The 20,445-nt window shown below is 38.3% G+C and carries 14 protein-coding genes; 5 read left to right on the forward strand and 9 right to left on the reverse strand.

Annotation, left to right across the window (positions count from 1 at the left end; all coding sequences use genetic code 11):
• Positions 1–94: 94 nt before the first annotated feature.
• From JIV24_RS02495 to JIV24_RS02510, 4 genes are all read right to left on the reverse strand, one after another.
• Positions 95–1,642, reverse strand: coding sequence for a hypothetical protein (locus JIV24_RS02495; protein WP_200463426.1), 1,548 nt, complete (start codon positions 1,640–1,642; stop codon positions 95–97).
• A 139-nt stretch (positions 1,643–1,781) separates the two neighbouring features.
• Positions 1,782–3,464, reverse strand: a complete 1,683-nt coding sequence (locus tag JIV24_RS02500) for a RagB/SusD family nutrient uptake outer membrane protein (protein WP_200463427.1) — start codon at positions 3,462–3,464, stop codon at positions 1,782–1,784.
• Between the two features lie 27 nt (positions 3,465–3,491).
• Entirely contained in the window at positions 3,492–6,785 is a 3,294-nt protein-coding gene (locus tag JIV24_RS02505; protein ID WP_200463428.1) for a SusC/RagA family TonB-linked outer membrane protein, read from the reverse strand.
• Between the two features lie 155 nt (positions 6,786–6,940).
• A complete protein-coding gene (locus tag JIV24_RS02510; RefSeq protein ID WP_200463429.1) occupies positions 6,941–7,927 on the reverse strand; it encodes a FecR family protein in 987 nt (328 codons plus the stop codon).
• Between the two features lie 126 nt (positions 7,928–8,053).
• On the opposite strand from JIV24_RS02510, the gene JIV24_RS02515 reads away from it, so the two are divergent.
• The 5 genes from JIV24_RS02515 (at position 8,054) to JIV24_RS02535 (ending at position 12,652) form a co-directional block, all read left to right on the forward strand.
• Positions 8,054–8,626: an RNA polymerase sigma-70 factor gene (locus JIV24_RS02515; RefSeq protein WP_200463430.1), complete on the forward strand. Its 573-nt coding sequence runs from the start codon at positions 8,054–8,056 to the stop codon at positions 8,624–8,626.
• A 254-nt stretch (positions 8,627–8,880) separates the two neighbouring features.
• A complete protein-coding gene (locus tag JIV24_RS02520; protein WP_200463431.1) occupies positions 8,881–10,101 on the forward strand; it encodes a site-specific integrase in 1,221 nt (406 codons plus the stop codon).
• Positions 10,102–10,277: 176 nt separating this feature from the next.
• Positions 10,278–10,793: a hypothetical protein gene (locus JIV24_RS02525; protein ID WP_200463432.1), complete on the forward strand. Its 516-nt coding sequence runs from the start codon at positions 10,278–10,280 to the stop codon at positions 10,791–10,793.
• Between the two features lie 159 nt (positions 10,794–10,952).
• The gene (locus JIV24_RS02530; protein WP_200463433.1) at positions 10,953–11,675 is read left to right on the forward strand and encodes a DUF6088 family protein; all 723 of its coding nucleotides are present in this window, start codon (positions 10,953–10,955) and stop codon (positions 11,673–11,675) included.
• Positions 11,672–12,652 (forward strand): nucleotidyl transferase AbiEii/AbiGii toxin family protein, encoded by a 981-nt coding sequence (locus JIV24_RS02535; protein ID WP_234445677.1) that lies wholly within the window; start codon positions 11,672–11,674, stop codon positions 12,650–12,652. Before JIV24_RS02530 ends, JIV24_RS02535 begins: the two co-directional genes overlap by 4 nt.
• Positions 12,653–13,067: 415 nt before the next feature.
• Here the strand turns inward: JIV24_RS02535 and JIV24_RS02540 are convergent, their stop codons facing one another.
• The 5 genes from JIV24_RS02540 to JIV24_RS02560 all read right to left on the reverse strand — a co-directional run bounded on the left by JIV24_RS02540 (position 13,068) and on the right by JIV24_RS02560 (position 20,444).
• Positions 13,068–13,925, reverse strand: coding sequence for an AraC family transcriptional regulator (locus JIV24_RS02540; RefSeq protein WP_200463435.1), 858 nt, complete (start codon positions 13,923–13,925; stop codon positions 13,068–13,070).
• Positions 13,926–13,940: 15 nt separating this feature from the next.
• Entirely contained in the window at positions 13,941–15,506 is a 1,566-nt protein-coding gene (locus JIV24_RS02545) for a sulfatase family protein (protein ID WP_200463436.1), read from the reverse strand.
• Positions 15,507–15,573: 67 nt separating this feature from the next.
• Positions 15,574–17,085 (reverse strand): T9SS type A sorting domain-containing protein, encoded by a 1,512-nt coding sequence (locus tag JIV24_RS02550; protein ID WP_200463437.1) that lies wholly within the window; start codon positions 17,083–17,085, stop codon positions 15,574–15,576.
• A gap of 128 nt (positions 17,086–17,213) precedes the next feature.
• Entirely contained in the window at positions 17,214–18,527 is a 1,314-nt protein-coding gene (locus JIV24_RS02555; protein ID WP_200463438.1) for a sulfatase-like hydrolase/transferase, read from the reverse strand.
• 63 nt (positions 18,528–18,590) lie between these two features.
• Complete coding sequence (locus JIV24_RS02560) at positions 18,591–20,444, reverse strand: sulfatase family protein (RefSeq protein WP_200463439.1); 1,854 nt, start codon at positions 20,442–20,444, stop codon at positions 18,591–18,593.
• Position 20,445 lies beyond the last annotated feature (1 nt).

Genomic DNA, 20,445 nt, shown 5'->3' on the forward strand with positions numbered 1-20,445 from the left:
TTCTTTAATTACTGGGCACAAGAATTCGCTATCGTTGATAGACTATTAGCTCACACAAGTCCCTTCAAGTATGTCAAGACAAATGGTTTTTGTCTTATACTTCCGCCGTTAATGTTTGGCCTGGCTCAATATCAATATTCACATAACTTACCAGGACGCCATTAATTTCTTTTTGTTTGGCATTTATGCTGTCACCATTCACCTTTACGGTTTTGTAGTTGCCATAAAAGCACACTTCCCAGCTTAGTTTTTTTGTTGAGTTGTTCGTTAAAATGGTTTTTTGAAGGTCAACATGCTCAACATTAACCTTGTAATCGCCAAAGCGAACATTATTAACTTTAACCGAACCAATGTCTTGAGCCAATCGTGCAGCAGTCTCTATTTGGCCGGTATTAGCATTGGGAGTAATTCCCATCATCCCCTCTACAACCTGAGAAATGATGGTATATGATATTTCAGGATAATCACCATTGGTACCTTGAGATGGACGTTCATGCGGCAGGTCTTTAACCGATAGTATGTATTTCATCCATTGCCAGGCTTCATCATTCCAATTGTAATGGAAGTACATATCAGGAATGTATGTGTATGCTTCAATGTTTTTGGGTGCCGTTGGTGTAGTACCAATGCCTTCGCCCAGGTTTTCTGATATAAAGCGGAGGTAATCGTCATTGCGTTTACCGGGTTCAGTGATCAATTTCAATGGCATAAACCATGAGTTTTCTTTACCAAAGCCGGTCAGTTTCACACCTTCTTTATTAATGCCACGTGTAAAAGTATCTGTATTGTTTTCTAATACACTCCAATCATTATTAAAGTAGTCTTTAATTTCGTTAGCTTGTGCATACCACAATTGTGCTGCTTCTTCTTCTCCACGAGCTTTTAACATGTGTGCATAAGCCAGGGTTGCCTGATATTGACATGCGATGCCATCTCCTGCTTCAATGGGATACTCGCCACGTTCATTATAAGTACAGCTACCAGCCCAAATTCCACCTTTACCCTCAGCAATACCATTATTATTAGTGTCGTGTAGCTTTATAAAGTCAGTTAATGTTTTGGTGTAGAAATTCCACAATGTGGTATCTCTTATGTAGCGTTCATCCCCACTCCATAAGTATTGTTTATAGGCTTTTTCTACCAATTCAAATTGAGCCGGTACCTCTTTAACAAATTTTTCATCACCTCTGTAATCAATCTGGTGTGGTGTTCCATCAAAATTAAAAGCCCAAAGAGTCCACCAATCACGCGCTTCTGTTGCATTTTCGGCAAAGGTTTTAAACATGGAGAAATTCTCATCCCATAAACCAACTATTTGAGCGCCAACTGCCTGATGTACAAAATCTCTTCCATAGAATGCTGTTCGATCATAATAGCCCGCCCAATAGGATGGAATATAGGTTGCCGTGCCAGTTCCATTTTTGTTACGTTCATCCTTGTTCACCAATCCGGTTTTACCTGTCATTACAAATTGACCGGTTTTTTGAACTGCCCAGTTAAAGCCATCCTGTAACAATAAATTATCCGATTGGATTGAAAGTTCAACAATTGAGGATGATTGAGCCGTTTTGTTGTCATGCTGAACAGATGTGCAAGCTGTTCCAACAATTAGCGCTGCCAAAGTAATCAACAATATCTTCATAATGGTTTTGACTGAGTTAGTGATGATTTATCAATAAGTGGATTAGAAAGGTATTGATAAAAAGAAGCCTCGTGATAAGGAAGGATATAAAGAGTTATGCAGCCCTGTCAAAACAGGGCCACATAACTGTGAGATCATATTACCAATTGTTATTCTGGGGCAATCCGGAAACATCAATTTCGGCCTGAGGAATTGGCCATAAGTAATGTTTTGCAGGATCGAAATTTCTGTTCCCTCCAGAAAGTGTTACTTGTTCACCACTATCCGGATCTGTATATGTTAATCCTTCAGATTCGCCTGGCATAACCTGTTCAGCAATCTTCCAACGACGGATATCATATAAACGAATGCCTTCGAATGCTAACTCTACACGGCGCTCGCGACGAACAATTTCGCGTAGCTGATCAACTGATTTACCTGCTGTAATAGCCGGCATCATTACATCGCCGCGCTGACGTACGTCATTGATGGCATCATAAACCGATTGATCAATATCGCCTGCTTCAATTTTTGCTTCGGCATACATTAATAATACTTCGGCATAACGCATAATGATAAAATGGATGCCACTATCCCAGTAATTCGAATTATCAATATCCTGCTGAGAGATATATTTAATCCAGTTATAACCCGTTGCTGTTTTATTCCACTGACCACCGGCATCATCCGTCAAGTCATCACCTATTATAATTTCTTTACCAGGGTAAGTTGCCCCAGGTATCGTATTATAAACTCCTCCTTGCCAATCTCGACCAGGGTATAAAATGGAGTGGTTAAAACGAGGATCACGATTCGCATATGGCATATTAGGATCATAGATAGATGTAGGATCATCGATGGTTTTGCCATCCGTAGTTTCATAGGCATCGACCATTGACTGCAACGGACATGAACAGCTCCATCCTCCAACAGAGTTTGGTCCATAGTTAGGTAACCAAAATTCGCCTTCTTTTACATCTTCCATCACCTGGATGTCAAAAATCACCTCTTCATTATCAATGCCTTCATAATGGAACATGTTGGCATAGGAAGGGTAAATAGAGTAAACATTTAAATCCATAACAGCTTTAGAGGCTTCAGCGGCTTTAACCCACTCTTCACGATACAGATGAATACGTGCTTGTAAAGTTAAAGCAGTTCCTTGCGTCACTCGCCCTTTATCTTCTGTATCATACGATTTTGGGAGATGATTTACCACTGCTTCCAGATCAGCGACTAAAGCATCCATAATGGTGTTCTTATCAGTGCGTGTACACTTCGGATTAGGCGTTACATTGCCTTCTGAATCAATCATTGGTTCACAATCATCAGGGATAATGCTTGACGTTAAGAAAGGTACATCACCAAACAAATACACCAAATCAAAGTAAAAATAAGCACGTAAAACAGTTGCTTCAGCTACTAAACGATTGCGGTAATCCAGGTCCATGTCTTCCACATTAGGCACACCTTCCAGTAAACGGTTAGCGCGCATAATGCCACGGTAACGTTCTTGCCAACGGTATTGTACATACCAGTCGTAGGCATTAGCCGTACCATTACCTAACTCGTAGCAGGCATTCCATGAGTGATGATCAACTGCATTATCAGTTAATACTTCGATACGCAACATATCTGTTCCATTTCCATAAACGCTCCCCCAATTATTAAAACCAATTAAATCGTAAACAGCATTTAGGGCGTAAACAATGTCCTTTTCTTGTTGAAAGAATGTAGCAGAAGAGACCTGATCACTAGGTGTTCTATCTAAAAATTCGTCGCTACAATTACTCGCTCCCATTAGTGCCAACAGGGCGAAGAAATATATTTTTAATGTTTTCATGTGTTTCAATTTTCTCAATTTAAACCATTAAAATGTTACTTGCATACCAACTAAGTAGGTTGATACGGGTGGATAATATGATGGACGCCCATCATATGTTTCAGGATCTAAACCACTTTCTACATCAGTAACAGTAAATAAGTTGGTACCTCCTACATACAGGCGCAAGCGTTCAATTTGAAGCTTCTCCAATACATTTTGATTAAATGAATAACCTATCTGAAGATTCTTCATACGGAAATAAGACGCATTTCTAATCCAGAAATCATTGTACAAGTAATTATTCTTGTTTGATGCATCTTCTAAACGAGGAAAAGAAGCGTTAGGATTATCCGGTGTCCAGCGATCAAGAGCTCGAGTTGTTGTGAAAATTTCAAAGTTAGGACCTTCATTAGGCGCACCATAGAAATAGTTTTCGGCTTGTGCCACACCCTGGAACATCGCATTCAAATCAAATCCTTTATAGCGCATGTTCAAATCAATGCTATAAGTGTAACGTGGAATGTCCGAACCAATGATGGTACGATCTTCATCATTAATAACTTCATCTCCATTTATGTCAACTAACTTGATGTCACCAGGTTTTAAATCGGCGTGGTTAGGCTGTTGTGGAGCATCATCAATTTCTTGTTGCGACTGGAATAAACCATCCGACTTGTAACCATAAAGTGCCCACACAGCTTCACCTTCTTGTAGTATATTCCAACCACTAATAACAGCTTCCTGTCCAGCTAAACTTATTACTTCGTTTTTAATATCCGATAAGTTGAAACCTACACCATACTCAAACTCGCCAATACGGTTCTGGTGAGTGATAGATACTTCCCATCCGGTATTACGAATGTTACCCACATTTGATTCTGAAGGAGCCAGACCAACCATGGTTGAAATCGGTAAGGTCATTAACACATCATGCGTATCTTTTTGGAACCAATCGGCAACTACACCTAATTTACCTTGCCACATAGTTAAGTCAAATCCAATATCTAAAATTTGAGTTGTTTCCCATGTAATGTCTTCATTGGCATAGTACCATTGAGAATAACCAGTAGCTTCATTATTACCAAAGTTGTAATGGAATGGCCTAAAATTATTCCATCTATCATAATAACCTGTGGAAACTGGTGATGTAAATTTATAGTAGCCAATATCTTGATTACCCAACTCACCCCATGAAGCACGCAATTTGAGGTTATCAAGAAAATCAGTTCCAGCTAAGAAATCTTCTTCTGACACACGCCAGCCTGCTGAGAAAGATGGAAAGAATCCCCACTTGTTACCTTCGGCAAAACGAGATGAACCATCGTAACGGAAGTTAGCTTCCAACAGATATTTTTGATTATAATCATAATTCAAACGACCAAAATAAGAAACCAAAGCCCAATCAGCACGATAGCCTGAATTATCTTTAGTCTCAGCATCACCTGTATTTAATTCAGCATTAGCTGGGCTATAAATATTATTTCGCGACCCTGACAAGAAGTATTCTAAATGCTCTATTGCTTCAAAACCGGCTAATGCCTTAAAACCGTGGCTCCCTATAGTTTTATTATAATTTAACAAAGAACGAAAGTTTGATTCTTGCTCTTGCCAACGACTATCTGTTAATTGACTTGGATTCCAGGTATAAAGTGGCTCTTCATTATCCTCATTAATTGGATCCATGAATTCATATTCAGCCTGGAACCTATGAGAACGATTATTTAACGTTTTATAGGATACATCAGTGGTCCATTTCAAACCTGTCATTACCTGGTAGTCAAATCCAGCCTTGATATTTAACAACTCTCTCTGCTCTTCCGTCTCTCCACCAACTTCAAGAGCTGCCAAAGGACTTTGGTTATCCTTATTCAAGCCATATAATCCATTAGGATATTTTGATAAGAATACTGGCGAAGTACCTACAATATTACTAATTGCTGAATTAACACGTGTTGGTTTTTCGTTATCTCTACGATTGAAACTGATGTCAGCACGCATATTTAAACGATCGTTAACAATGAAGTCAGTGTTCAAACGTAAACCATAACGCTTGGTATTGATATTCTTAAGCATACCATCCTGATCCAACAAATTCATTGACAATGCGACACGTGCCTTTTCTGTTCCTCCACTCACACGCAATGCATGGTTTTGCATTGGTGCTGTTTCGTAAAGTTCTTCAAATAAATTCGTATATGGATAATTCACAGGATCTGTGCCTGAAACAGTCTTATCAATATAATCCTGAGAATACTTTGGAGCACGACCAGCATTAACTTTGGCTTCGTTCACCAACATCAGGTAGTCGGCAGCACTCACCGATTCAGGTAAAGTAGCGGGCGTTTGCCATCCCATATGACCATCATAGGTTACTTTAAAATCGCCTTCTTTACCACGTTTAGTTGTAATTAAGATAACACCATTGGCGGCACGAGAACCATAAATAGAACTTGAAGCTGCATCCTTCAGTACCGATACACTTTCAATATCTGTTGGGTTAACTTCTTTAATTGGCATTTCAATTCCATCCACAAGAACCAAAGGATCACTACCTGCTGATAAAGAAGTATTTCCCCTAATTTTTATACTAACATCTTCGGACCCTGGAACACCACCTCGATCAATTACAGTAACCCCCGTAGCCGCACCTTGTAACGCCAGTCGCGTATCGGTTACTGTTCTTTTTGATAGTTCTTCACCTTTTACTGCCGATACAGAACCTGTTAGATTAGCTTTCTTCTGCGTGCCATAACCTACAACTACCACTTCATTCAAATCGGTTACTTCTTCAACCAGAGTAACATCAATAGATGTACGTCCGGCAACTGAAATAGTCTGTGTTTCAAAACCAATAAATGAGTATAATAAAACTGATCCTTCCTCAACATTTTGTAAGGAATAAGTACCATCAATACCCGTTATTGTTCCAGTAGTTGTTCCTTCAATTGAAACGGTTACTCCTGGTAAAGGCTCTCCGTTAACATCAGTTACTGTTCCTGAAACAGTTAGACCTTGCTGAGCTGAAGTATTTACTGTCGATTGTCTGGGTACAATCACCATATTATCATCAATCATCCGATAGGTTAACCCTGTGTCTTTTAACACTGCATCCATAATTTCAGCTACGGTTGCTGACTGGGTTTCAAAATCGACAGTACTTCCCTGAGGAATCATTTCGGTTTGGAAATAGATATCAATTCCCAAATCCGTTTGAATTTGTTTTAGGGCTTCTTCAATCGTTGCATTCTTCAGTTTCAACGACACATTCTTATTCTGTGAATAAGTACTGGCCGATAAATTCATCAACGTAACGATAAGCATTACCATGGTTAATCTCATAACCTTGACGATTTTAGTTGTCGTTCTCTCTTTGAAGAGAAAACAACAGTTCCACTTTTTTTTCATAAATTTGTATTGTTAAATTACTATTGTGATGTCCTGCAAGACATCATTAGTTGATCGGGAAATGTTGGTAGCATCTCCCGATTTTTCGTTTATCTCATTCGCTCAATTGTTACTATTTGTCCTTTAACTGTGTATTTCATAGGCACCATTACTTTGATTAATTCAAAGGTCTCATCAATGGTAGCAGAACGTTTAAGTACGCCATTAAAGTGTACGCCTTTAAAATCTGCCGGATTCCATTTCACCTTTACATTATGCCATCTTTCTATTACTGCTATTATCTCGTCGAGCGAGGCGTCTTCATACATATAACGTCCTAAAGCCCACTGTTTCACCTCTGTGATATCAACAGTCTTTTCTTCGACATCCCCCAGCTGATTATCGTAAATTACCTGCATACCGGGTTTAAGAGTGATGTGCCTTGCTTCCATTTCCCAACGAACAATCCCTTCCTCCAGAGTAGTAATCATTTTGTTTTCATGCTCATAAGCCCTGATATTAAAGATGGTTCCCAGCACCTTAACTTTTTGCTTTCCAGAAGTAACAGAGAATTCCAAATCTTTATTCGTACTCACATCAAAATACCCTTCGCCATTTAAAGCTACGTTGCGATTGTTAATACCAAAATCCAGAGGTACAGTCAGGGTTGATCCTTCATTAAGCATCACCTTTGAACCATCGGCCAGGGTAATATTACTTACTTGTCCAAATGGAGCTTTGAATACATGTGAGCCAGCAACCATAGCATTACCCGATTGCATCGATTCGTATACATGACCAATTAAAAAAGCAATAACGATCGACGCTGCGACTGCAATCGCTCCAACTATCCGTTTAAACTTTAGTGTTCTGGTAGAAGCGAAAGGTATTTTTGCGGCCAATGTATCCCATTCCTTGCCTTCATTATATTTTAAAGCGTTAGATTTTGAAGCAGTATAATCCCAAATATCCTTTAACTGAATATATTGACGGAACAAGGCCTTATCACTCTTAATCTGCTTGTTAACAGCCTGATATTCCGAAGCACTAAGCTCCCCTTTAATAAACTGGATTAATATATCTTGATTGACTTCCATTGACGTTCTTTTATAGTATGTTCCAAAAAGTAGCAGTCACCCTACCTCAAAAAGTTAATTTTTTTAAATTTTTGTTACACTCTTGTAATTTTAGGGGAATCCGTATATTTGACGCCACTAAAAAACATGAATCCATCTGAAAGAATCATATTGCAAGCCGTTGAAAGTGGCGATGTGACTATCTATCGGGAGTTATTCTCCCGGTATTCAAAGTCGTTGTTCTACTATGCCTGTAAATTTATCTCGGAAGATGAGGCTCGTGATGTTGTGCAAGAGGTATTTATGGCATTATGGCAACAACGTATCGATTTAAATATTACTACATCGTTAAACAGTTACTTATTTGGGGTTACGCGTAACAAGTGCCTTAAAGTCATCCGACAAAAAGCAAAAAATGAGCAGAATGAACTTTCAATAATGGAAGTTGAATATTTTCAAGATGACGATAACTCAATAAACAGTATTATTGAGCAGGAGCTTAGTGACACATACAAAGTGGCACTTGACAAACTTCCTCCCAAATGTCTTGAAGTATTTTTAATGAGTCGTAATGAAGAGCTCAAAAACAAAGAGATTGCAGCCCAACTCAATATCAGTGAAAAAGCGGTTGAGAAACACATCAGCAAAGCATTGAAACACCTGCGAACAGAACTGAAGGAGTATCTTCCTATTTTTTGCTATTTATCACAGTTTATATAAAAATACCAAGATATATTGGAGCTGTAAAAAAGAAAAGCACTTACATTTCTGTAAGTGCTTATTTCTGAGGGTGGGCCCACCTGGGCTTGAACCAGGGACCCCCTGATTATGAGCTATGCAAAATGGATATTATATTAAACTAAATAAAATCAATATGTACTGATTATCTGCAATATACATTATATTTGTATTTAAAGCGATTTAAATGAAATCAAACTACTAAGTGCAAATTAAGTGCAAATTTTTGGAGCCCTATGAATACAAGTATTGTCATCACATTGGATACACGCAGAGAGAAAAGAGATGGTACTTACCCAATCACCTTTCGACTATGTCATTTTCAGAAAACAGTAACCATTTCAACAGGCTATAGTGTGCCAGAAAAGTTCTGGGATGAAAAGAATCGACGAATTAAAACACATTATAAAGGGATCGAAAACGTTCTAAGGGTAAATAATTTTCTGGAAAAAGAACGCGCACGTCACATTGACCAAATAACTATCCTTAAGGATAAAAAGGAATTGGCTTATCTTTCAATCCAAGAACTAAAACAAAAGCTTGTTCCTAAAAAAAATTACCAAACCTTCTTTACCTATTCACAGCAGTTGATTGATTCAATGATAGAGCAAAATAGAATAGGCACTGCTCGCAGCTATAAAACAGCTGTCAACTCTGTAAAGAAATTTCGGAAAGAAAAGGATTTTAAATTTAATGAGCTCAACTATCGTTTCTTACAAGATTACGAGGCCTACTTTATAAAAAACGGATACACGGTCAATGGCTTTGCCTCATTTATGCGTACTGTCAGAGCAATCTATAACAAAGCAATCAAAGACGGCATTGCAGAAAAGGAAGGTTATCCTTTTGATCGATTCTCTATTAAAACTGAACCAACCAAGAAAAGAGCTATTAGTCTGGAATCCCTTCAAAAGATTGCAAATCTCAAGTTCAAGCCAGGCTCCGCTTTGTTTAAATCTCGTAACTATTTTATGATGAGTTTTTACCTGATGGGAGCATCTTTTACGGACTTGGCGCACCTTAAAGTAAAGAACATAGTTGATGGTCGTATCCAATACAAAAGACAAAAAACTGGAAAACATTACGACATAAAAATATCACCACAACTGCAGATAATTCTTGATTATTACACAAAAGATAAGTCAAAAGAAGAATATATCTTGCCGGTAATTCGCAGTGAAGATCCTATTACTCAATATAAGCACATACTTCGAGCCAGGAAGAAATACAATAAACGTTTACGTTTGATTGCAGAAAATGCCGGAATTGAGACTAAGTTAACCTCATATGTAGCGCGTCATACATTTGCATCTTTAGCTAATAACATGGCTATTCCGGTTACTGCAATTAGTGAAATGTTGGGGCATCAGAAATTAAGCACTACTCAAATTTATTTAGCAAGTCTAAACAAGAAGATTATTGACAACTATAATGATGAGGTTATTTCATTGATATGATGATAGATTTCATTAACTGAATTTAGCTATATTTTCATAAAGTATAATAGTGGCGTGGTGTTTATAAAACAACCAAAGGATAACATACGTACATGTCTGATCCATCCAATAGAATTCTTTTTCAGTTCAGAAATTATATATTTGCAATTCGCGAATCGCGAATTAAATTTGAGTTTATGAAAAAGCATAATGGAATGCGGCCGCAAGATATTGTGGTTTTATTGAAAATATCGACTATCGGAAATGATGAATGGCTAAATAAAGATTTAGCGTATTCGCTAAATATTAGTGCATCAGAAATTTCAGAAGCATTACACCGTTGCAAAGTTGCCCGACTCATTGATTCTAAGAAGAGAAAAGTACATAAGAAGTCCTTCCTAGAATTCCTGATCTATGGATTAAAATATGTGTTTCCTACAGAACCTGGTGCGATTGTTAGAGGTATTCCTACAGCACATTCAGCTTCCCCAATCAAAGAGCATATTAATGCTGGAGGTGGTGATTACGTTTGGCCCTATGCTAATGGCAAACTTCGAGGTCAGGAAATTGAACCACTGTATAAAAATCTTCCAGATGTGGTAAAATGTGACCAACAGTTATATGAGTTATTAGTCATCATTGACACAATTCGGGTTGGAAGAGCACGAGAAATTAGTATTGGAATTAAGGAACTGAAGAAAAGGATACAATAAATTTCCAATCCCGATAAATCAGGATTGAAAGAAAGTTTAAAGGATTGTGAAGGATATCATTGGACACAACTATACCCACCACTAATCACCCTTTCAAAAGTCCAGTTTTTTAACTAATAAACTGGACATTTTGTATATATTTGCAATAAGGATTACGCTATGAAAACTACTGAATACATTGCAAATACAATAGATAGGTTGCCCAAAGGATATATATTCACCTATGCTGACTTTATAACCGAGGTAAATAAGAGAGAAGCTATTATTAAAGCCCTTAATAGAATGGTGGTATCTGGAAAGATAGCGAAGCTGTCCAAGGGAAAATATTACAAGCCGGAAACAACCCCCTTTGGAAACTTAGAGCCTCCGCAATATCAAATAGTTAAGGACCTCTTAGAAGAAAATGGAAGGATTGTAGGTTATTTAACTGGATATAGTATCTATAACCAATTAGGTTTAACTACTCAAGTTGGTAATGTTATTCAAATAGGAAAAAACACAATTCGTCCTGGCTTTAAACGTGAAAGATATTCAATCTCATTTATTCGCCAGAATAATACTATTACTAAGGAAAATATCCCTCTATTGCAGATGTTAGATGCTATCCGCTACATAAAGAAAATACCTGATACAACGATAGAAGCTTCTGTGAAGCGTTTAATTTCGATTGTGAAAGGGCTTAACAGTAATGATAAATCAACAATAGCCAGATTAGCTCTAAAGTATCCTCCATCTGTTAGGGCTACACTGGGAGCTATCTTGGCTACCGTTAACTTTGGTAATTTAGACCAATTGTACAAGTCTCTTAATCCGATTACTAAATACAAACTGGGTGGCTTGGATAATATTCTTCCTTACGCTGAAAAATGGAATATCGTATGAAACTACATGAAGATAAAAAGCTATTTAGACAGGCAATTGAGTTTACAGCTCAACAAAAGGGGATATTGTCAATCTATGTTGAGAAAGACTATTGGGTTACATATGCCTTAAATACAATATTCAAAGATGGTATTGGGAAGGATACTGTCTTTAAAGGAGGAACTGCTTTATCAAAATGCTATGCCTCGATAGAGCGATTTTCTGAAGATATTGATTTAGTGGTACTCAAGAAAGGTGATGAAACAGGCAATCAGCTTTCCAACAAAATTAAAAAGATGGGAAAGGTTGTCAGTAAAGAGCTTCCAGAGATACAAGTGGATGGACTAACCCATAAAATGGGAATGACTCGAAAAACTGCACATACCTATAATAAAGAATTTGATGGAGAGTACGGTCAGGTGAGGGATACCATTGTGCTTGAGGCAACATGGTTAGGGAATTCTGACCCTCATACTGAAAAAGAGGTTGTTTCAATGGTTGGGCAAATGATGCTAGATAATAATCAGGAACAAATAGCCAAGGATAAAGGTCTCTTACCATTCAAAGTAAATGTAATGGACCCTAAAAGAACAATCTGTGAAAAGATAATGAGCCTTGTTAGGTTTTCATATGGTGAAGACCCGATTACAGACCTGAAAAACAAAATAAGGCACACTTACGATTTACACCAGTTACTAAAGCAAAAGGAGTATGCAGATTTTCTGAATTCACCAGAGTTTGATGAAATGCTTTTGAAAGTAGCTAATGATGATGTGACAAGCTTTAAAAACAACAATTCTTGGCTTGTTAATCACCCGAAAGATGCACTGATTTTTGATAAACTTGAAGAAACTTGGGAAGAACTGAAAACTACATATAACGGAGACTTTAAAAAGTTGGTTTATGCGGAATTACCTATGGATAGTGATGTATTGGAAACACTGAAAGGGATTAAGACCCGTTTGGCAAAAGTGGCTTGGAGTGTTAATGTGAAATAAGATTACCCAATTCCTTTTTTTGAACTTAGTCAAGGTATCAATTTTTAAAAGAAGTAGAAATGTACAGAAATTATGGGTTTGTGTATATCCCTCTTACTTGCTTTTAAACAAGGTGACTGCGATAATTTGTTGGCTTTGTCAGGTTGCAATAAAAGCACTATATATATATATCTTATAAATAATAGTTTTAGTTGCAGTTGACAATCATAAACCATCAGGTAAGGCTACAGAGTCCATCTTTCTTGCAACTAAAGAGGTTACTAAAAAATGCCACCAGTCGTTGAAAGACTGGGGAATCATTCTTAGTAAATGTATTGCTATATTTGAAGAAAGGGTAAAACTCAAATTAAGCTGAACGTTTATTTTTAAACCTACACTCCTAATGGGATAGTGTCTAAAATAACTACGCAACTCATCAAACAAAGCTATAGCTCAACTCTTTCTCCTTAAATTCACGGGGTGTACATCGTTGAATATTCTTAAATACCCTGTTAAAATTTGATAGGTTGCTAAAACCACATTTTCGACTAACCTCAGAAATACTATGTTCTGAATCATGTAACAGTCTTATGGCTCTTCCAACTCTGATTGATGTAAGGTATTCTGTAAATGATATGCGTCGATACTTTTTGAAGAAATGACTAAATGCAGATTCTGACATATTTAATAAGTTAGCGACCTCTTCAATCTTAATATTCCGCTGTAAATTATCTACTAAGTACTGTTCTACCATACTGATTTTTCTGGCTTTTTCCTCATCAAACTGTTGGTCTCCCTCAAAATCGGATAGTAGAACCATGTTTCGTGAAATTGCAAGGTCATAGAGTACAGAATATAATGACAAAACAGAATCAAAGCCTTGCTGTTTATCAAAAAAAAGCAACTTATCTTTAACCTTTTCTACAGTTGATTGAGAAAAAAGAATGCCTTTACTAGCCTTTTGCAAGAGTTCTTTTATTGGTAAAGCAGCATTTCTGGAAAGAAACTGGCTATCCAGAAAATCTGAATGAAACTGAATCTTAACAATCTCAGAATTACATATTTCACTCTGCCATGCGTGCGGCGTTTCTGGCCCAACTAAGACTAACTCAACAGGACCAAATGGAGAAACAGATCCTGCAATATTCCTTTTCCCATTCCCATTGATAATCAGATTCAGTTCATAATTAACATGGGAATGCAAAGACTCATCTGACATAGACTGCTTTAAATGGTAAACAAAAAAGAAATCATCATTGGCTAGTGGTGAAACTTCCCGTATTACTGACTCCATAAAATGCTTTTGTAATTAATGTTTCCCTGACTCTAAGCCTCCAAAATCAGTATCAGATACAGTTCTCAATTCATCGAGTGATTTAGTATTAGCATACTCCTCTTTCAACTTAAAAAGTTCTGCTTTCAGTTGCTTAATTCGTTTCTGATGCACTGGTGCATCTATTAGATTATTTAACTCATTCGGATCAGCTTCCAGATTGTAGAATTCCCACACATCCACATCATAATAAAAATGAATGAGTTTGTACTGTTGGTTTCTTATCCCATAATGTGGTTGCACATGATGCCAGAAAGGGTATTCGTAATAATGGTAATACATCGATTGTCTCCAATCATCCGGTGTATCACCTTTTAGATTGGCAAAGAAACTTCTTCCCTGAATCTCACCAGGTGCTTGCAGTCCGGCCATATTCAGTATTGTTGGGGCAAAATCGATGTTGGTGACAACATCATTACAGCTACTGCCGGCCTTCAATACTTTAGGATATCGAATCAGGAATGGCATTCGAAGTGCCTGTTCGTACATAAAACGTTTATCGAACCAACCATGGTCACCCAGAAAAAAGCCTTGGTCGGATGTGTAAATAACAATGGTGTTATCTGTCAAACCCTTCTCATCAACATATGTTAAGATTTTACCGATATTATCATCCACAGAACGAATCGTTGCTAAATAATCTTTCATGTAGCGCTGGTATTTCCATTTACGGGCATCCTCCTCACTCATGCCTTCTACCGGTATCACATTCTCATGAGGCTTAATTCCAAAATCAATCCATTTGCGCAGCTGTTTACCCTTGAGTGAATCCGGTGGCGTTAATTTCATGTCTTCGCGACTGAAATCATTCATGGTCATTTCGGTGTTACCGGCCGTTAGTTCTCTTCCTTTGTAATCATCGTTAAACGTTGATGGATATGGTAATTCTATATCTTCAAACAGATGCTGGTATACAGAATCTCGCTGCCAGGGGCGATGTGGGGCTTTGAACTGTAGCATTAAACAAAACGGCTCATCTTCATTTCTTTCTTCTAACCAGTTTAAAGCAAATTCGGTTGTCAGGTTAGTAGCGTAACCCTTTACCTGAATCGTATCGCCATTATCGTTATACAAAGGATTCCAATAATAGCCTTGCTCACCTCTTGCCACATGGTATTTGTAGTAATCAAAACCTGTTGGTTCCGATGCCAAATGCCACTTGCCTACCATTGCGGTTTCATAACCATTAGCCTGAAGCTCTTTAGGGAAAGTCCATTGCGTATTATCAAAACGTCCGCCTTTATAGTTTTTCAAGTAGCCATTGACATGACTGTACTTACCGGTTAAAATTGCAGCACGACTTGGCCCACAGATAGCATTGGTGCAAAAGGTATTATTCATCCGTACACCTTCATTAGCCAAACGGTCAATATTGGGTGTTGGTGCTATCTCACTATAAATACCACCATAAGCGGATATGGCATGACTGGCATGGTCATCGGTCATAATAAAAACCACGTTGGGCTTTTCTACCTTTTTAGCACAGCTATTTAAAAGAATTAGTGACAAACTCAAGCCAAGAAGAAACAAATACTTTTGCATGCTTTACAGATTTAAAAAAGCACTCTAACCTTAGTCAGAGTGCTTCATTTATGAATTAAAATACAGTTTATTTTACAACTAACTTCTTAATCGCCTCGCCATTTTCTCCTACCAACTGTACCAAATAAACCCCGTTTGTGAATGTCGAAACATCAACATGGTTGGTGTTTGACACTGACTTAACCAATACTCCTCCTAAAGAGTAGATATTAACAGTTCGAACCTGCGATGTACCAATGACATTGAAGAAGTCAGTAGCCGGATTTGGGCTAATGGTCACATCCAACACAGGAACCTGACCTACATTTGTCGCAACACCATTTAATTCAAAAGCACCGGCATCAGGCGTTACATCGCGTGAGAAATTGCGGGCATCAGTAGTCGGCAAAGCAATACCAGTAGCAGCCGTACAATAATCGACAGCATTGTTATTACCATTGCCAATAGTTAGGACGTTAACATTACCCCCTTCATCAGTCAGGCTTGTAGCCAATCCAGCGAAAGTAGAAGTTTTACCCTTTGCATTATTCTTAGCTGCATCATCAATAACAGTATTTGCTGTAGCTGCAGCTTCTAATCCTCCTATAATACAATTTACCATATTGGTTAGGTTGGCATTTGCAAAATTAATAGCTTTTACTGACAGGTCATCAGCAGAAACAATAATTGAGTTGAAGGCACTTAAATTGGTTGTATAACCCGTTGTACCTGTAAAGCGTAAACCACCTTTAACCAATGCAGCATGGGTATTATTGTAAATCGTAGCATGTACAAAACTCAAATTAATATTACCTGAAGTTCCATCACCTCCAGCATTAGTTGTCCATTGAGCAACTTTACACCACACTGCTCCACCTCCGGCACCACTTGAAGCACTGCTTGCTTCATTATTTGAAACTATACTATTTTCAACATTTACATCAATTGTATAATCATTTCCGTAACCTTGGTTTCCGTTGATATACAATCCTCCACCGTTTCGACCGGTATTACCATCAATCAATGAACGTTTAATATTTACCGTACAATTAATGGCTGCTCCATTATTAGGCACAGCAATGAATCCTCCGCCGTCAAGCGCAGAGTTATTATTCAAAATAGCGCATTCAACAATATCTACATTTGAACCCGCCAAACTAACTCCCCCACCATTCTTGGCAGTATAATTATTTTCAATGATTAAGTTTTTTAGCCTTAAGAGACCTGTAATTTTATCCGCATTAATTCCACCACCATTGTCAGTATCTGGCGCATTACCATTTCGGATACTTAGGTTTTCAATTGTAATATCGAAGTCTCCTTCACCTGCTCCAATTACACGAGCACCCGTTCCATCGGACGCTGGAGTAGCAGCAGCTTGAATAATATCAATAGAAGGGTCTGCACCTCTCAATGTGATACTTTTCCCAATATTGATTGATTCTGTATGCACCCCGGTAATGTAAATAACATCGCCATCCTGAGCAGCATCAATTGCTTCTGTAATTGAATTATAGGAAGTAGTTCCGATTTTAACGGTTTGTGCAATCGCTGAACTAATAGCCATTGCCAATACTAGTAGTGTAAACGTTTTCTTCATATCAATTTTATTTAGCTTTTGATTTAATTCATTTATTCAAAATCAAAAGTATATAGTGAATCAGAAAATATGGTTTATATATCGGTCAGATGGGTTTAAATACTGTTAACAACTTATTACAATGACTTTTACCTCCAAGGCATTTCTCCGGAAATTTGAATATGCTTCATTAATTTTTTCCACAAATCTTTTTTTACAGCTCCGTTTTCCACTTCTTTTTCGAGGCTACCGCACTCACTAAGGTGCACTAAGTGATAAGATTCAAAAGGCGAATTCTGCATAAGTTTATATTCACCATTTGAAATGGCATAATAAGCTCGTCCTCCAAATCGATGCCCTTCACGTCGCATAAAAACCATTTCTCTGACCACGGATTTAGGTGATTCTTCTTTTAATAAGTTGACCAGACTTTTAGAGGGGAGTTTCTGTTGATGATTACCTCCAGCCAATTCAATGAGGCTTGGGTAAAAATCCATTAGGATGATAGGTTCTGAAGCAGTATTGGGTTTTATCTTATGCGGCCAGTTAACGATACAGGGTATACGAATACCACCTTCGTACAAATCTCCTTTGCCACCCTTTAGAGAGCCATTGTTGGCACCATACTGCAAGGTACCTCCATTGTCTGATGTAAAAATGATAAGTGTATTATCTGCTTCACCACTTTCTTCTATCGCTTCCATCACCTTTCCAATACCATCATCCAGATGCTCAATCAGTGCGATTAGTTTCTGACGCTTCAGGCTGGCTTGTGGCTCCCTTTCTTTTACTTTTGCCAGCCAATCGGCAGGTGGATGAATGGGGTCGTGCGGGGCATTGTAGGTTAAAAATAAGAAATACGGTTTATCGTTTGGCGATTGTTCACCAATATACTCCGTCGCCCAATCCGTAAATACATCCGTAGCATGCCCTTTGGGATAAATTTCCTTTTTACCTTCACGCATCCAGTTAACACCTGCTCGCAGGTGAGTATAATAATCATCCATCATATCACCCACATAGCCTTTGAAATGGTCAAAGCCTCTATCGTTTGGTAAATCGGGACTTTCATAACCTAAATGCCACTTACCGATTAAAGCCGTGTGATAACCAAACGCTTTTAATTGTTCGGGAAGAAAAGGTGCATCATCAGCCAAGTTACCCCAGGTATTGTCCGGCATATCACGTATAACGCCCGGCACACCAACTCTATCGGAATAATTGCCTGTTAATATAGCTGCGCGGCTTGGCGAGCAAACTGTACTATTGGCATAAGCACGTGTGAACTTTACACCATTTGCACATAGTTTATCAATATTGGGTGTTTGAAGGTCGGTCGCCCCATAACAGGATAAATCACCATAGCCTAAATCGTCGGCTAGGATAAAGACAATATTGGGTTGTTGGGCATTAGATAAAAAAGTTAGAAATATGGTTATGCAGATTATTAAGAGTCGCTTCATCATAAGTCTATTAAAAAAAACAGGCACCTATTAAAATAGATGCCTGCTAATTAAGTATATAAATTACTTCTTGTTCTTCGGTACAAACTCAACGGCATCGGAAATTGGCAGTTGATAGGTGTATTCTTCCAAATAAACAGGCACATCTCCTAAACGTGGTGATGTACGTGTATATTTCGGTTTCGCCATTACCCAGTAAAACCCTTCTTTTGGCACTTTATAGGATAGCTCTGTCAAGTCTTCAACCATCATTTTTGCAGCCCCCGGATTGTTCTCAGGTGCATAATACACGCTATAGCTTTCGGCCTGGTCAAAGGCTTGCCATTTTATGATGCGGTACTTAATGGACAAATCAATGTTTTGGTATTCCAAAATAGGTTTATCAACTAAAGTATGGAAACAGAAGTCACGCGCCATATCCTGATAAGCAGGGTCTAAAACCAGATTGCTTAACTCATCCGGGTCTTCCACCACATTATACAACTGACTGATAATACCGTGCGTATAGATAAACTTGTAATCATCAACTCGAAACATGCGTGATGGCAGGTTTTTAATCTCTTTAAAGCCGTTGTAGTTTCCGCTACGATACTCCGACAATATAGGGCGATTTAATAAACGTGTACCATTCTTCAAATTATCTACAATTGAAATTCCTTGCGCAGTCTCGGGCACTTGTGTGCCTGTCAGCTCACATAGTGTTGGCATTACATCCACAAAACTGAACAACATATCGTTCACTTCAGCCTTTGGAAATGCCTTCGGGTATGAAATAATAAAAGGAACATTAACCGCATCTTCATACATACAGTGCTTACCTCTTAAACCGTGTTCAAACAAGTGCTCACCATGATCGGTAGTGTAAATGATGATGGTATTATCGTACAAGCCTTCTTCTTTAAGGGCATTAACTACACGCCCTACCATATCATCTACTTGTGTTACACAAGCATAATAAGAAGCGATGATATTTTTGGTTGCACCAGGATACTTGTTGGGCCAGCCTGAATGAATCCAGTCGGGTAGCCATGGATATTTACCCTTACCATGCCATTCGGTAGCTGTTTCAGGCAGAGTGAAATCAGCCGGGTTATACATATCCAGGTATTTCTGGGTTGTTGTGAAAGGCGGGTGTGGTTTTTCGAAGCCTACATGTAAGAAGAAGTTTTCACCATCCTTGCCTCGTTTTTTGATAAACTCGACCGATTTACGGGCCACCACCATATCGAAGTTATCTTCATCCTTTTTCACTAAAGTTGGCTCATATTTTTCGTTAAGATGGCCAGGCCCTCCTTTATATACTTTAGCATATTTTTTAAACTGACGATAACGCTGGTAAGCATCTTCGCCTACTTCATCCTGATAATGACCACCCGGGAAGTGTGTGTAATAACGGGTGTTGATTTCATCCCAACCTAAATCATTCCCATCGGGGTGATCTTCATCTACGTTCTTTTGCAACTCACCATGTACATGCATTTTACCCGGCGAAGCTGTAATGTAACCATTGGCCTGGAAAGCTGCTCCAATAGTAGTGACACCCTCATGATAACCCGTTTCGCGCAAGAAACCAGAACCCAGGTGCTTCACTTTACCATTAGTCATTTGCATCGGTGCCTTATGATAGGGAGCTCCATTTGCAAACGGATACATGCCTGTTATCAAAGCAGCACGGCTAGGTGCACACACGGGAGCCGCCACATAGCAGTTGGTTAATCGTACGCCTTCTTTAGCCAAAGCATCAATATTTGGAGTAATCACCAGCTCATCACCATAACATCCTAAAGCATCTTTCTTATGCTGGTCTGAGATGATGAACACCACATTAGGGCGCTCATTCTCTTTCTTTTTCTTCGCCTGTATCAAGCCTGGCAGAAGTACCAGGCTTAATACGACTATACTCACAAATTTCATCATC

Source organism: Carboxylicivirga marina (assembly GCF_016612505.1).
Lineage (GTDB): Bacteria > Bacteroidota > Bacteroidia > Bacteroidales > Marinilabiliaceae > Carboxylicivirga > Carboxylicivirga marina.

Coding starts and splice junctions, on each gene's coding strand:
- JIV24_RS02545 (WP_200463436.1), bottom strand. CDS start 15,506: ATGCAAAAGTATTTGTTTCTTCTTGGCTTGAGTTTGTCACTAATTCTT.
- JIV24_RS02535 (WP_234445677.1), top strand. CDS start 11,672: ATGAAACTACATGAAGATAAAAAGCTATTTAGACAGGCAATTGAGTTT.
- JIV24_RS02510 (WP_200463429.1), bottom strand. CDS start 7,927: ATGGAAGTCAATCAAGATATATTAATCCAGTTTATTAAAGGGGAGCTT.
- JIV24_RS02520 (WP_200463431.1), top strand. CDS start 8,881: ATGAATACAAGTATTGTCATCACATTGGATACACGCAGAGAGAAAAGA.
- JIV24_RS02550 (WP_200463437.1), bottom strand. CDS start 17,085: ATGAAGAAAACGTTTACACTACTAGTATTGGCAATGGCTATTAGTTCA.
- JIV24_RS02530 (WP_200463433.1), top strand. CDS start 10,953: ATGAAAACTACTGAATACATTGCAAATACAATAGATAGGTTGCCCAAA.
- JIV24_RS02540 (WP_200463435.1), bottom strand. CDS start 13,925: ATGGAGTCAGTAATACGGGAAGTTTCACCACTAGCCAATGATGATTTC.
- JIV24_RS02515 (WP_200463430.1), top strand. CDS start 8,054: ATGAATCCATCTGAAAGAATCATATTGCAAGCCGTTGAAAGTGGCGAT.
- JIV24_RS02560 (WP_200463439.1), bottom strand. CDS start 20,444: ATGATGAAATTTGTGAGTATAGTCGTATTAAGCCTGGTACTTCTGCCA.
- JIV24_RS02495 (WP_200463426.1), bottom strand. CDS start 1,642: ATGAAGATATTGTTGATTACTTTGGCAGCGCTAATTGTTGGAACAGCT.
- JIV24_RS02505 (WP_200463428.1), bottom strand. CDS start 6,785: ATGAGATTAACCATGGTAATGCTTATCGTTACGTTGATGAATTTATCG.
- JIV24_RS02500 (WP_200463427.1), bottom strand. CDS start 3,464: ATGAAAACATTAAAAATATATTTCTTCGCCCTGTTGGCACTAATGGGA.
- JIV24_RS02555 (WP_200463438.1), bottom strand. CDS start 18,527: ATGAAGCGACTCTTAATAATCTGCATAACCATATTTCTAACTTTTTTA.
- JIV24_RS02525 (WP_200463432.1), top strand. CDS start 10,278: ATGAAAAAGCATAATGGAATGCGGCCGCAAGATATTGTGGTTTTATTG.